The following is a 13181-nucleotide window of genomic DNA, read 5'->3' as shown; positions in this document are numbered from 1 at the left end:
CGGGCGCACACCGGCGGCCGCGTCAGGGGGCCGCGCCTGCCACCGCCCGCACGGTCGGTGACGGCGGGGGCAGGCGCCCGGGCGGTGGGCCCGCGGGAGCGGTCAGACCGACTCCCGCCACCCGTTCGTGATCGGCAGCCGCCGGTCCTTGCCGAAGCCCTTCGGCGAGATCTTCGTGCCCGGCGGGTACTGCCGCCGCTTGTACTCGGCCGTGTCGACCATGCGCAGCGTCTTCGTGACCAGCTCCCGGTCGTAGCCGGCCGCCACGATCTCGTCCGCGCCCCGGTCGCGGTCCACGTACAGCTCCAGGATCGCGTCCAGCACCGGGTAGTCCGGCAGCGAGTCCGTGTCGACCTGGCCCGGGCGGAGTTCGGCGCTCGGGGGCTTGGTGATGGAGTTCTCGGGGATCGGCGGGGTCTGGCCGCGCTCCCGGGCGGCCCGGTTGCGCCACTCGGCCAGGCGGAAGATCGACGTCTTGTAGACGTCCTTGATGGGGCCGTACGCGCCGACGGAGTCGCCGTAGAGCGTCGAGTAGCCGACCGCCAGTTCCGACTTGTTGCCGGGGGCCAGGACGATGTGGCCCTCCTGGTTGGAGATCGCCATGAGCAGCGTGCCGCGCAGGCGCGACTGGAGGTTCTCCTCCGCCAGGCCCGTCAGCCCCAGCGAGCCCATGTACGCGTCGAACATCGGCTCGATGGCGACCGTGCGGTAGTTCAGGCCCGTGCGGCGGGCCAGCTCGGCGGCGTCGTCCTTGGAGTGGTCCGAGGAGTACTTCGACGGCATCGACACGCCGTACACGTTCTGCGCGCCCACCGCGTCGCACGCGATCGCCGCGACCAGCGAGGAGTCGATGCCGCCGGACAGGCCGATCAGGACCGACGTGAAGCCGTTCTTCGCGACGTACGCCCGCAGGCCCACGACGAGCGCCGAGTAGACCTCCTCGTCGTCGTCCAGACGGTCCGCGTAGCCGCCCGTGAGCTCGGGCTCGTACGCGGGCAGCGGCTCCTCGGAGAGCACCACCCGGTCGATGCGCAGGCCGTCGTCGACGACGCCGGTCGGGGCGTTCGCGGCCGCCGCCGGCAGGTCCAGGTCCAGGACCACGCAGCCCTCGGAGAACTGCGGCGCCCGGGCGACGACCTCGCCGTCCCGGTCGACGACGATCGAGTCGCCGTCGAAGACCAGCTCGTCCTGGCCGCCGATCATGGCGAGGTACGCCGTGGTGCAGCCGGCCTCCTGGGCCCGCTTGCGGACCAGCTCCAGGCGCGTGTCGTCCTTGTTGCGCTCGTAGGGGGAGGCGTTGATCGAGACCAGCAGGCCCGCCTGCGCCGAACGGGCGGCGGGGACGCGGCCGCCGTCCTGCCAGAGGTCCTCGCAGATGGCGAGGGCGACGTCCACGCCGTGGACGCGCAGGACCGGCATGCTGTCGCCGGGCACGAAGTAGCGGAACTCGTCGAAGACGCCGTAGTTCGGCAGGTGGTGCTTGGCGAAGTTCAGGACGACCTCGCCGCCGTACAGCACCGCCCCCGCGTTCTGCGGGGCGCCGGCCGGCTGGCCGTACTTCGGCTGGGCGGTCTCGCTGCGGTCGAGGTAGCCGACGATGACCGGCAGCTCACCGAAGCCCTCCTCGGCCAGGCGGGCGGCGAGACTCTTCAGGGCCGCGCGGGAGGCCTCCACGAAGGACGACCTGAGGGCCAGGTCCTCGACGGGATACCCGGTCAGCGCCATCTCCGGGAACGCCACGAGATGCGCTCCCTGCTCGGCGGAGTGCCGGGTCCAGCGGACGATCGACTCGGCGTTCTGGGCGAGGTCGCCGACGCTCGAGTCGATCTGGTTCAGGGCGAGACGTAGTTGAGGCACGGGCCCAGTGTAATCGTCAGAGCGACGCAATGGGGTGGTGTGGGTCACCCCACACCACCCCGGTCCCCTTGCGGAGGTCAGCGGCGCCGGTACGACTCGACGTAGCCGTTCGCGGGCGTGCCCACGCCGGTGACGTCGTCGTAGCCCTTGACGGCCTGCAGCGAGCTGTCCTTGCCCAGGCTGCGCACGGACGTGGCCAGTCCGCCCGTGGCGTCGTAGCCGTTCACGAAGTCGACGCGGGCCACGGCGAGGCCGGAGCCCGTCGGGTTGTCGGTGACGTCGTGGTAGACCTTCGAGCCGGACTTCGCGTAGATCGCCGGGTTGGCGAAGCCGATCGGCGTGCCGCCGCGGGCCTCCTGGGCCAGGGCCTGGATGGCCGCGATGGTCGGCGCGGCGAGCGACGTGCCGCCGATGCGGTACTCGCTGTACGCCTGCGTCTTGCCGTCGGGCATGGTCTGGGTCTGGCCCACCAGGAAGCCGGTGTTCGGGTCGGCGATGGCCGCGATGTCCGGGACGACCCGGTTGCCGTCGGGGCTGTTGGCCTTGGCCAGCGCCTCGGGCACCACACCCTGCTGGTAGGAGGGCTCGGCGACGGTCCTGCTGGTGCCGCCGCCCGCGCCGGAGGTGAAGGCGCCGGGGAAGTCGGTCCAGCTCTTGCCGTCGGCCGACAGGTTCGCCTTCTCGGTGCCCCAGCCGGTCTCCCACAGGTACGTGTCGTCCTTGCCGACGGCCAGCGAGGTGCCGCCGACGGCGGTGACCCACGCCGAGTTGGCCGGGGAGTCGACCTGCTTCGTCCCGGAGCCGGCGACCTCGTCGCCGTCGTCGCCGGAGGAGAAGTAGAAGCCGATGCCCTCGACCGCGCCCAGCTGGAAGACCTGGTCGTAGGCGGCCGCGAGGTCGGGGGTCTGTGCGGCCTCGACCTCGCCCCAGGAGTTGGAGACGATGTCGGCCAGGTGGTGGTCGACGACCTTGCCGAGCGCGTCGAGCAGGTCGTCGTCCATGCAGGAGGCGGCGCCCACGTAGGTGACGCCCGCGGCCGGCGCGACCGCGTGCACGGCCTCGACGTCCAGGGTCTCCTCGCCGTACCAGCCGGCGGCCGAGCAGTCCTTGGTGTTCGTGTACTTCTTGGGCAGCACCTGGCGCAGCTGGCCGGTCTTCCACGCCGCGTCGCCGTGCTTGCCGGCGTAGGTGCCCGCGTCGTAGGCGATGGTCGGGGAGGCGTACGCGTCCGTGATCGCGACCCGGACGCCCTTGCCGGTGCGGGTGCCCGCGCCGTAGGCGGCCCGCAGCTGCTTGCCCGTGTAGCCCTTGATCGCGTACGGGATCTTGCCGCCGTACGCGTCGGGCAGCGTGCTCGCGGTCTTCGAGCCGTAGTACGAGGAGAAGGGCCCGGCGTTGCGGAACACGGTGTCCGGCGGCGGCAGCCGGTCGTCGTGCGTGGCCATGTGGGGCGCGTTGTCCAGGCCGGTCACGGTCAGCACGGCGTCGGCGAGGCCGGCCGGCACGGAGGCGCTGCTCGCCGGCGCGCGGTAGGTCCGGGCGCCCTTGGCGAAGTTGTGCAGCTGGGTGCCGAACGCCTTCTCGGCGGCGGCCACGTCACCGGTGACGGAGACGTAGTGCGGCGTGACGCCCGTGACCTTCAGGCCGGCGGACGTGAGCCAGGCCTTCACGGCCGCCACCTGGGCCTTGGTCGCGCCGAAGCGGGCCTGGGCCTTCCGGGCGCTCAGGTACTTGCCGTAGGAGGCCGACTTCGGGTCGGAGACGGCCTTGGCGTACGCGGCGAGGCCGGCGGCGTCCCTGCCGGCGAGGTAGACCCGGGCGGAGATCGTGGCGTCGTCGGAGGTGGCGCCCTGGTCCGCCTTGGCCGTGGCCCACGCGGGCCGGGTCCCGGCCAGCAGGTCGCGGAGCGGGTGGTCGGCGGCGTGCGCCGCGGGTATGCCGAGCGCCAGCGCACCGGCGAGCATCGGCAGTGTCGCCGCCACGCTCACCCCGGCGCGCACCTTGGCGCGGTTGGATCTCATGGAACCCCCTGTGCGGTTCGTCGCGAGTGGATCACTCGACGGTCGCCACTCTGTCGACGAACCGTTCATGCAAGGGGAATGCGAAGCCCAAGAAGCGTTCTACCGAGGCCAAGAAGAGCCCAAGGAGCCGCCGAGCAGGGCGATTTGAGGCTTACGCCCTACGAACGCCCTACGCCTTACGGGCGCGGTGCGGCACCCCGCGCCTTGAGCAGGTCCGCCATCAGGCCGATCTCCGACTCTTGCGCGTCCACCATGCCCTGCGCGAGCCGCTTCTCCACCCCGACCCGGCACTTCTCCACGCAGCCCTCGGCCATGTGGATGCCGCCCTTGTGATGGTCCGTCATCAGCTGGAGGTAGAAGACCTCCGCCTGCTTCCCGCTGAGCTCGCCGAGCTTCTTCATCTCGGTGTTGGTCGCCATGCCCGGCATCAGCGCGCCGTCCTTGCCGGAGGCCATGCCTCCCATGCCCATCCAGGTCATCGGCGGCTCGGAGGACACCTTGGGCAGGCCCCACAGGTCGAGCCAGCCGAGCATCATGCCGCGCTGGTTGGCCTGGGTCTGCGCGATGTCGTAGGCGAGGCGCCGCACCTCCTCGTCCTTCGTGCGGTCGCGCACGATGTACGACATCTCCACGGCCTGCTGGTGGTGCACCGCCATGTCCCGCGCGAACCCGGCGTCGGCGGACTCGGCGGAGGGGGTCGTGCCGCCGCCGTCGTCTCCGGCGACGGCGTAGGTGATCGCGCCGGCCGCGACGAGCGCCGTCGCCGCGGCCCCGGCGATCAGAGCCGCCTGCCTCACTGAGAGAGCCCGTTCGTGCAGGCGGCACCCGGCTCGGGCGTCTGCTCGCCCTGGACGAACTTCTCGAAGAACTTGTCGACGTTCGGGTCGTCGGCGCCCGTCACGGTGCGCTGGTGGCCCCACGCCGAGAGCATGATCGGGTCCTTCTGGTCGTCCATCGGGCTCATCAGCGTGTACGGCGTCTTCTTCACCTTCGCCGCGAGCGCGTCGACGTCGGCCTTCTTCGCGGCGGCGTTGTACGTCACCCACACCGCGCCGTGCTCCAGCGAGTGCACGGCGTTGGTGTTGTTGATCTCCTTGGTGTAGACGTCGCCGTTGCAGTTCATCCACACCTGGTTGTGGTCGCCGCCGACCGGCGGCTCGGAGGCGTACTTCACGGCCTTGGTGACGTGGTTGCGGGAGAGCTTGCCCTCCCAGGTCTTCACGCCGTCCTTGCCGGTGACGAACTTGCCCTTGCCCGAGGAGTCGCTCGCCGCGGTGTCACTGCCGTTGTCGGACTGGGACTGCACGAGCACGACGCCGCCGGCCACCAGGCCGCCGACGATCACGACGCTGGCGACGATGGTGAGGATGCGGTTGCGGCGCTCACGGGCCTGCTCGGCGCGCCGCATCTCCTCTATTCGCGCCTTGCGTGCCGTGCTGCTCTTCTTGGCGGAGCCCATGAGAAGTCCTTCGCGGGGGAAAGATGGGACGGTCGGGTGGCCTGATCGTAATGGGGGAGGCGGGGCGGCTCGTAGGGCGACCGCGGGAATGGGCCGAATCGATACGGCACCGACAGCGGCCCGACAGCTTGGAACGGCGCGGGTCCGGATAATTTGAACCGGAGATTCCCATTATCTACGCTGCGGGCATGCGGCTGCTGCGCTCCACCGACCTGGCCCTGCGGGTCCTGATGCGGCTCGCCGTCTCGGGCGAGGCGAGTCCGACGACCCGGGACGTCGCCGAGGGCATGGGCGTGCCGTACACCCACCTGGCGAAGGTGGTCGCCGAACTCCAGCACATGGGCCTGCTCGCGGCCCGCCGCGGCCGCGGCGGCGGCCTCAGCCTCACCGAGCGGGGCCGCACGGCCTCGGTGGGCGCCGTGGTCCGCGCCTTCGAGGGCGACGGCGACGTCGTCGACTGCGAGGGCCCCACCCCCTGCCCCCTGAACTCCGCCTGCCGGCTGCGCGGCGCCCTGCGCCGGGCCCAGGAGGCGTTCTTCGCCTCCCTGGACCCGGTCACGGTGGCGGACATCGTGGCGGAGCCGACCGGGGCGCTGCTGCTGGACATCTCACGGGCGGGCGGCCCTCCGGCCCCTTAGGCCTGCCCCGCCAGCCACAGGTCGGGGCCGAAGACCTCGTAGTGGACATCGGCGGGTGCCACGCCCTTGGCGATCAGCTGGGTCCGGACCGCGCGCATGAAGGGCAGCGGGCCGCACAGGTACGCGCGCGTGCCCGGGAGGACGGGGACGTCGGCGAGGTCGACCAGGCCGGAGCGGGCGCCGGCCGGGGCGTCCTGCTCGTACCAGAGGTGGACGGCCGAGTCCGGCAGCTTCGCCGCGCAGGCCTCGTGGTCGGTGCGCAGGGCGTGGGTGGCGGGTGAGCGGTCGCCGTGGACGACGGTGACCGGGGCGCGGTGGCCCGAGTCGGCGAGGTGGGCCAGCATCGCGGCGATCGGGGTGATGCCGATGCCCGCCGAGGCCAGCAGCAGGGGCGTGTCGGGGCCGGCGTCCAGGACGAGGTCGCCGTACGGCTCGGACAGTTCCAGGACGTCGCCCACCTCCACGCGCGCGTGGAGGTGGTGGGAGACCTCTCCGTCGGGGGCGCCGCCGCCCCGCACGCGTTTGACGCTGATCTGCCGCAGGGCCGGGCCGGGTGCCCCGGAGAGGCTGTACTGCCGTATCTGGCGGGCGCCGTCCGGGAGGGCCACGCGGACGGAGACGTACTGGCCGGCGAGGAACTCCGGCACCGGGCCGCCGTCGGCGGGCCGCAGCCGGAACGTGGCGACGTCCGGGGTCTCGGCGACCCGCTCGACGACCTCCCAGGGCCGCCAGACCGGGCCGCCGCGCTCCTCGCCCAGCCGCTTCTCGACGGCGATCAGGGCGTTCGCCATCAGCCAGTAGACCTCGTCCCAGGCGGCGGCGACCTCGGGTGTGACGGCGTCGCCCAGCACGTCGGCGATGGCGGCGAACAGGTGCTCGTGGACGATGCCGTACTGCTCGGGCGTGACGCCGAGCGAGGCGTGCTTGTGGGCGATGCGCTGCAGCATCGCGTCCGGCCGCTGCTCCGGATGATCCAGCAGGTGCGTGGCGAAGGCGGCGATGGAACCGGCGAGCGCCTGCCGCTGGGTGCCGGCGGCCTGGTTGCCCCGGTTGAACAGGTCGCGCAGCAGCTCCGGACGGGCCGCGAACAGCCCGGCGTAGAAGCGCTCGGTGATCGCGCCGAGGGCCGCGCCGACGGCGGGAAGCGTGGCGCGGACGGTGGTGGCGGACTGCTCGGACAGCATCGGGGGCTCCTCCATGCTCGACTGCCGCGCACGCTATTTAAAGTTGCATCTGAGATGCAAATTAAGTGCGAGGGGGCGGCGACGGGGACCGGCCGTTACGGATGTCGGTACGAGCAGGCACTATGGGCGGAAGAGCAGTTCACCCGCCGTACGTGAGGCGTTCGGCCCCGGGCCGGCCGGGCGATCATGGTGCGCAACGCGTACGAAATGGTGGTGTGGTGGGATGCTCAGGTGCCCGACCGCCTCCCGTGGTACGGAAGAGAAGGCGGCCTGACCAGCAAGGATGGGGAAGCGGAAGATGGACAAGCAGCAGGAGTTCGTGCTCCGGACCTTGGAGGAGCGCGACATCCGGTTCGTACGCCTGTGGTTCACGGACGTGCTGGGCTTCCTCAAGTCCGTCGCCGTGGCCCCGGCCGAACTGGAACAGGCCTTCGACGAGGGCATCGGCTTCGACGGCTCCGCGATCGAGGGCTTCGCCCGGGTCTACGAGTCCGACATGATCGCCAAGCCGGACCCGTCGACCTTTCAGATCCTGCCCTGGCGCGCGGAGGCCCCGGGCACGGCGCGCATGTTCTGCGACATCCTCATGCCGGACGGCTCCCCGTCCTTCGCGGACCCGCGCTACGTGCTCAAGCGCGCCCTGGCCCGCGCCTCCGACCTGGGCTTCACGTTCTACACGCACCCGGAGATCGAGTTCTTCCTGCTGAAGGACCGGCCGCTGGACGGCTCCCGTCCGACCCCGGCCGACAACTCCGGCTACTTCGACCACACCCCGACCAACGTCGGCATGGACTTCCGCCGCCAGGCGATCACCATGCTGGAGTCGATGGGCATCTCGGTCGAGTTCTCCCACCACGAGGGCGCGCCCGGCCAGCAGGAGATCGACCTCCGCTACGCCGACGCGCTGTCCACCGCCGACAACGTGATGACGTTCCGCCTGGTCATGAAGCAGGTGGCGCTGGAGCAGGGCGTGCAGGCGACGTTCATGCCGAAGCCGTTCTCCGAGCACCCCGGCAGCGGCATGCACACGCACCTCTCCCTCTTCGAGGGCGACCGCAACGCCTTCTACGAGTCCGGCTCGGAGTACCAGCTGTCCAAGGTGGGCCGCTCCTTCATCGCGGGCCTGCTGCGGCACGCGGCGGAGATCTCCGCGGTCACCAACCAGTGGGTGAACTCCTACAAGCGCATCTGGGGCGGCGCGGAGCGCACGGCGGGCGCGGGCGGCGAGGCCCCGTCGTACATCTGCTGGGGCCACAACAACCGCTCGGCGCTGGTCCGGGTGCCGATGTACAAGCCCGGCAAGACCGGCTCGGCGCGCGTCGAGGTCCGCTCCCTGGACTCGGGCGCGAACCCGTACCTGGCCTACGCGGTCCTGCTCGCCGCCGGCCTGAAGGGCATCGAGGAGGGCTACGAGCTCCCGCCGGGCGCCGAGGACGACGTCTGGGCCCTCTCGGACGCCGAGCGCCGCGCGATGGGCATCGAGCCGCTCCCGCAGAACCTGGGCGAGGCGCTGACCCTGATGGAACGCAGCGACCTGGTCGCCGAGACGCTCGGCGAGCACGTGTTCGACTTCTTCCTGCGGAACAAGCGGCAGGAGTGGGAGGAGTACCGGTCCGAGGTGACGGCGTTCGAGCTGCGGAAGAATCTGCCGGCGCTGTAGGCGGGGTCGCGGCGGGTTGCCCGCTGGTTCGGAGGACGAGGCCGACGGTCGGTGACCGTCGGCCTCGTCGCTTCGGTCGTCGGACCGTCATCGGCGACGGCGTCGCGGGTGCCGCACTCGCCGACCGCCGGCGGTCGTTACTGGATCTCGTGCCGCGGGTAGTGCCCCGGTACTTTCGATCTGGGGGGACCGGAGTGAGCGAGGTATTCGGGCTGATCGCGTCGGTCGGCGTGGTGGCGTCCCTGCTCGTCTCGGCGTGGCAGACCCGGGAGCTCACGCGACAGACCGTCATCAGCAACGGCGTCGCGGGTGCCGCCGCGATCTACAACGGTATGGAGCGGCTCCACCACATCGAGGGCATGATCGCGGCACAGCCCGAGCTGTACGTCTACTTCTACGGGAGTGCCGATCTCCCGAGGCAGGCGGACACGCGGGCCCGGGTTCTCCTCATCACGGCCATGCTCGCCGACACGGTGAACTACGGCCTGCTGATCAACACGCTCAACCCTGAGCTGAAGGGCTACAAGGGATGGCAGGGCTTCGCCCTCAGGCTGCGTGACTCCTCGCCCGCCCTGGTGCACGTGGTGGGCGAACATCCGGACTGGTGGCCGGCGCTGTCCGGCCATTGGGCGGCCCACCCGTCGACGGGCTCGTGATCAGGCCTCCCTGCCCGCAAGCCCGGCCAGCTCCCCCAGGACCCGGGCCGCCGGAGCCGGGGCGGTCAGCCATTTGAGGTGGCTTCCTTCGAGGGTGCGGACGTCGTACGGGTTGTCGGGGGTGAGCGCGTCGCCCTCGCGGATCAGCCGGTCCTGGAGGGCGAGCGGCAGGCTCGCGTCCCCGGTCAGGCGTACGTAGGTCTTCGGGATGCGGCCCCACGTCGCGGCCTGCGCCCGGTCGGCGGAGGTGCCGACGTCCAGGTTCTCGTCGGGCTGGAAGGTGTTGAGGAAGGTCAGGAACTCGTCGTCGGTGCCGTCGGCGATGAAGGCCGCCTTGAACGCCGCGAGGGCCTTCGGGTCGGCCGTGCGGAAGTTGACGCGGAGCAGGCCGAGTTCGGCCGGGTTCCCGGCCATGGCCAGACCCAGCGACGCGGCGTCGACCGTGGCCATCTCGGGCTCGGCGTAGTAGCCGGCGACGTCGAGGGCGACCGGGCACCAGGCCGCCACGTAGACGATGCGGTCGATGAGGTCCGGCCGGGCGTTGGCCGCGGCGGTGGCCGTGACGCCGCCCCGGCTGTGGGCGACCAGGATCACCGGCCCGTTCTCCTTGGCCCGTTCCAGGATCCCGATCAGGTGCGCGGCGTTGTCGGCGAGGGTGACGCCCTTGATCGAGCCGGGCGCCGTGGCGAGGCCTTCGAGGTCCTGCGGTGCCTGGGAGGGGCGCGAAGGAGAAGGAGTTCGCGAAGGCGCCGTGGACCAGCACGAAGGTGGGCTGTATGTGACTGCTCATTCTCGGGGACATTACGCAACGCAAGATCACCACTGCAACGGGTATACGTTCTTCCGCTTGCGTGCGTCACCGTCTTGACCGGTGACGCGGTCGCTGCCACCATCGTCGTCACCGGCTCGGACGGTGACGGCACGGCGAACGGGAGTGCGCGTGGGCGAGAACCGGGACAGCGGCTCGGACATCGACTTCACCACCGGAACCATCGGAACCATCGACGGCATCGACGTCGTCGTCTTCGACGTCCTCGGAACGATGGTCGACGAACCCGGCGGGCTGCGAGCGGCGATCCGCGAAGCGGCACCCGGGTCCGACGACGCGGCCGTCGACGAGCTGCTCGCCGTGTGGCGGCGGCACCGCGAGCAGGAACAGGAACGCGTCCGGCAGGGGCTCCGCCCGTACGCCGGCACCGAGATCCTCGACGCCGAGGCCGCACGGCGCGTGGCCGACCTGGCCGAGGTCAGCGACCCGGCTGCCGTCGCCCGGCTCGCCACGGCGGGCCGGCGTCTGTCCCCCTGGGACGACTCCGTCGCCGGTCTCGAGCGGCTCGCGCGGCGGTTCCCCGTGCTCGGGCTCTCCAACGCGAGCCGTACCGCCCTGCTGCGGCTCAACGCGCATGCCGGGCTGCGCTGGCACCAGGCGCTGTCCGCCGAGTCCGCCCGGGCGTACAAGCCGGAGCCGGAGGTGTACCGACTCGCCCTGGACTGCGCCGGCTGCCCGGCCGAGCGCGTGCTCATGGTGGCCGCCCACGCCTGGGACCTCCGGGGCGCGCAGGCGGTGGGGATGCGGACCGCCTACGTCCAACGCCCGGCCGGGGATCCGCCGGCCGCCTCCGATGCCTTCGACGGATATTTCGACGGACTCGACGGCCTGGTCGGTGCCCTGACGTCGCGTTAGCCGGTGCGGGCGGGGTGGAGGGCCGCCGCCTCGGGGGGCGGGCGCGTTGAGGGGGCCGCCGCCATCCCGGTGCGGGCGCGGCGAGAGGCCGCCGCCTCCCGGCGCAGGCACGGCGGGAAACCGCCGCCTCCCGGCGCAGGCACGGCGGGAAACCGCCGCCTCGCGGCGCAGGCACGGCGGGAGACCGCCGCCTCGCGGCGCAGGCACGGCGGGAGACCGCCGCCTCGCGATGCGGGCACAGTGGGAAGCCACCGGCCCCCAGCGCAGGCAAGGCTGGAAGCTACCACCTCCCGACGCAGGTACGGCGAGAGGCCACCGCCTCCCGGCGCAGGCACAGTGGGAAGCCACCGCCTCCCGGCGCAGGCACAGTGGGAAGCCACCGCCTCGCGGTGCGGGCACAGTGGGAAGCCACCGGCCCCCAGCGCAGGCAAGGCTGGAAGCTACCACGTCCCGACGCAGGTAAGGCGTGAGGCCACCACCTCCCAACCCAGGCACGGCGAGAAGCCACCACCTCCCAACCCAGGCACGGCGAGAAGCCACCACCTCGACGCCCGACGGCGAGTGCGAACCGGCCCCGGCGACAGCCCGCCGACAGCCCCCTCGACAGCCGCGGCGCCCCGCCCGGCCCCGACGGCGTCACCTCCCCGGCCAGGTCGGCCACGCGCCGGGCGGCCTCGGCGCCCACCCGGCCCCGCAGCACCCCCACAAACAGCGCGGCAGCCCGTAGGACTCTCCCTACGGGCTGCCGCCCAGGTGTGGTGTCGCCGCGCCCTCGGTCAGTGGTGCACGGCTTCCGCCTCCTGCGGGACATGGCTCGCCACGACCCGCTCGCGTCCGGCGACCGGAGCCCGGCGCCGGTCCACCACGGCGGCCAGCGCTGCCACCCCGAGGCCGAGGACGGCCAGGGCCGCTCCGGCCAGGGCCGGGGAGGTGACGCCGAAGCCCGCGGCCAGGGCGAGTCCGCCGATCCAGGCGCCGCCGGCGTTGGCCAGGTTGAAGGCGGCCTGGTTGGCCGAGGAGGCCAGGGACGGGGCCGACGAGGCCTTCTCCATGACCATCAGCTGGAGCGGGGATCCGGTGGCGAAGGCCGCCATGCCGAGCAGGATCACCGCGACGGCGGCGGTGAGTTCCGTGCGCATCAGCAGGGGGAACAGCGCCAGCACCGCCACCAGGGCGGTCAGGCCGCCGAACAGCGTGCCGCGCAGGGAGTGGTCGGCCAGACGGCCGCCCAGCAGGTTGCCGGCGGTGGCGCCGACGCCGAACAGCGCCAGCAGCAGGGTGACACTGGCGTCGGCGTAGCCGGCGGCGTCCGTGAGCATCGGCGTGATGTAGCTGTAGGCCGCGAACAGGGCGCCGAAGCCCGCCACGGTCGTGCCGAGCGACAGCCAGACCGGGACGGAGCGCAGGGCGGCGAGTTCGCCGCGCAGGCCCTTGGCGGTGGCGTGCTCGTGGTCGTGCGGGATGAGGAACGCGAGCGCGGCGATCGCCGCCAGGCCGATGGCGCTGACGCCGAGGAAGGTCGCCCGCCAGCCGAGCTGCTGTCCCATGAGGGTCGCGACGGGCACACCCACGACGTTCGCGACCGTCAGGCCGAGGAACATCAGGGAGACCGAGCGCGCCTTGCGTTCGGGGGCGACCATGTTCGTCGCCACGACGGCGCCGACTCCGAAGAAGGCGCCGTGCGGCAGTCCGCTCAGGAAGCGGGCGGCCAGCAGCCAGCCGTTGTCGGGCGCGAGGGCCGACAGGGCGTTGCCCGCGACGAACAGTCCCATCAGCCCGATGAGGACCGTGCGGCGGGACATCTTCGCGGTGACCGCGGCCAGCAGCGGGGCGCCGATGACGACGCCGAGTGCGTACGCCGACACCAGATGGCCGGCGGCGGGTATCGAGATGTGCAGGTCGTCCGCGACATCGGGCAGCAGCCCCATCATCACGAACTCGGTGGTGCCGATGCCGAAGGCACCCACGGCGAGGGCGAGCAGGGCCAGGGGCATGAAGAACCTTTCGAGACTTGCGTGGAGA

At 72.0% G+C, this 13181-nt stretch carries 10 protein-coding genes and 1 pseudogene; 4 read left to right on the top strand and 7 right to left on the bottom strand.

Annotated elements, in window-relative coordinates; all coding sequences use genetic code 11:
• Nucleotides 1-102 precede the first annotated feature (102 nt).
• From ABZ948_RS16260 to ABZ948_RS16245, 4 genes are all read right to left on the bottom strand, one after another.
• Nucleotides 103-1857: an NAD+ synthase gene (locus tag ABZ948_RS16260; protein WP_359759999.1), complete on the bottom strand. Its 1755-nt coding sequence runs from the start codon at nt 1855-1857 to the stop codon at nt 103-105.
• Nucleotides 1858-1934: 77 nt separating this feature from the next.
• Entirely contained in the window at nt 1935-3878 is a 1944-nt protein-coding gene (locus ABZ948_RS16255) for a S53 family peptidase (protein ID WP_359759997.1), read from the bottom strand.
• Nucleotides 3879-4054: 176 nt separating this feature from the next.
• Nucleotides 4055-4675 carry a DUF305 domain-containing protein gene (locus tag ABZ948_RS16250; protein WP_359759995.1) on the bottom strand — a complete coding sequence of 207 codons (621 nt, stop codon included), beginning with the start codon at nt 4673-4675 and terminating at the stop codon, nt 4055-4057.
• On the bottom strand, nt 4672-5337 hold the full coding sequence (locus tag ABZ948_RS16245; protein WP_359759993.1) for a thioredoxin-like domain-containing protein: 666 nt from the start codon (nt 5335-5337) through the stop codon (nt 4672-4674). The genes ABZ948_RS16250 and ABZ948_RS16245 overlap by 4 nt, the downstream gene beginning before the upstream one ends.
• 188 nt (nt 5338-5525) lie before the next feature.
• Here ABZ948_RS16245 and ABZ948_RS16240 point away from each other — a divergent pair, with 188 nt between their 5' ends.
• The gene (locus ABZ948_RS16240; protein ID WP_359759992.1) at nt 5526-5975 is read left to right on the top strand and encodes an RrF2 family transcriptional regulator; all 450 of its coding nucleotides are present in this window, start codon (nt 5526-5528) and stop codon (nt 5973-5975) included.
• On the opposite strand, the gene ABZ948_RS16235 is transcribed toward ABZ948_RS16240, so the two are convergent.
• The gene (locus tag ABZ948_RS16235) at nt 5972-7159 is read right to left on the bottom strand and encodes a globin domain-containing protein (RefSeq protein ID WP_359759991.1); all 1188 of its coding nucleotides are present in this window, start codon (nt 7157-7159) and stop codon (nt 5972-5974) included. The genes ABZ948_RS16240 and ABZ948_RS16235 overlap by 4 nt on opposite strands.
• Nucleotides 7160-7457: 298 nt before the next feature.
• Between ABZ948_RS16235 and glnA the strand changes: the two genes are divergently transcribed.
• Nucleotides 7458-8819, top strand: coding sequence for a type I glutamate--ammonia ligase (gene glnA / locus ABZ948_RS16230; protein ID WP_031113946.1), 1362 nt, complete (start codon nt 7458-7460; stop codon nt 8817-8819).
• A 194-nt stretch (nt 8820-9013) separates the two neighbouring features.
• Complete coding sequence (locus tag ABZ948_RS16225; protein ID WP_359759988.1) at nt 9014-9475, top strand: hypothetical protein; 462 nt, start codon at nt 9014-9016, stop codon at nt 9473-9475.
• On the opposite strand, the pseudogene ABZ948_RS16220 reads toward ABZ948_RS16225, so the two are convergent.
• Nucleotides 9476-10265, bottom strand: a pseudogene (locus ABZ948_RS16220) (alpha/beta hydrolase).
• 201 nt (nt 10266-10466) lie between these two features.
• On the opposite strand from ABZ948_RS16220, the gene ABZ948_RS16215 reads away from it, so the two are divergent.
• The gene (locus ABZ948_RS16215) at nt 10467-11159 is read left to right on the top strand and encodes a haloacid dehalogenase type II (RefSeq protein WP_359760029.1); all 693 of its coding nucleotides are present in this window, start codon (nt 10467-10469) and stop codon (nt 11157-11159) included.
• 776 nt (nt 11160-11935) lie between these two features.
• Here the strand turns inward: ABZ948_RS16215 and ABZ948_RS16210 are convergent.
• Nucleotides 11936-13153, bottom strand: coding sequence for an MFS transporter (locus ABZ948_RS16210; RefSeq protein ID WP_359759987.1), 1218 nt, complete (start codon nt 13151-13153; stop codon nt 11936-11938).
• Between the last annotated feature and the right edge of the window lie 28 nt (nt 13154-13181).

Source organism: Streptomyces olindensis, assembly GCF_040645895.1.
GTDB lineage: Bacteria > Actinomycetota > Actinomycetes > Streptomycetales > Streptomycetaceae > Streptomyces > Streptomyces olindensis.
Note: the sequence above shows the minus strand (reverse complement) of the source record. Positions and strands in the feature narration are given on the sequence as shown.

Coding starts and splice junctions, on each gene's coding strand:
- ABZ948_RS16255 (WP_359759997.1), bottom strand. CDS start 3,878: ATGAGATCCAACCGCGCCAAGGTGCGCGCCGGGGTGAGCGTGGCGGCG.
- ABZ948_RS16245 (WP_359759993.1), bottom strand. CDS start 5,337: ATGGGCTCCGCCAAGAAGAGCAGCACGGCACGCAAGGCGCGAATAGAG.
- ABZ948_RS16240 (WP_359759992.1), top strand. CDS start 5,526: ATGCGGCTGCTGCGCTCCACCGACCTGGCCCTGCGGGTCCTGATGCGG.
- ABZ948_RS16235 (WP_359759991.1), bottom strand. CDS start 7,159: ATGCTGTCCGAGCAGTCCGCCACCACCGTCCGCGCCACGCTTCCCGCC.
- glnA (WP_031113946.1), top strand. CDS start 7,458: ATGGACAAGCAGCAGGAGTTCGTGCTCCGGACCTTGGAGGAGCGCGAC.
- ABZ948_RS16210 (WP_359759987.1), bottom strand. CDS start 13,153: ATGCCCCTGGCCCTGCTCGCCCTCGCCGTGGGTGCCTTCGGCATCGGC.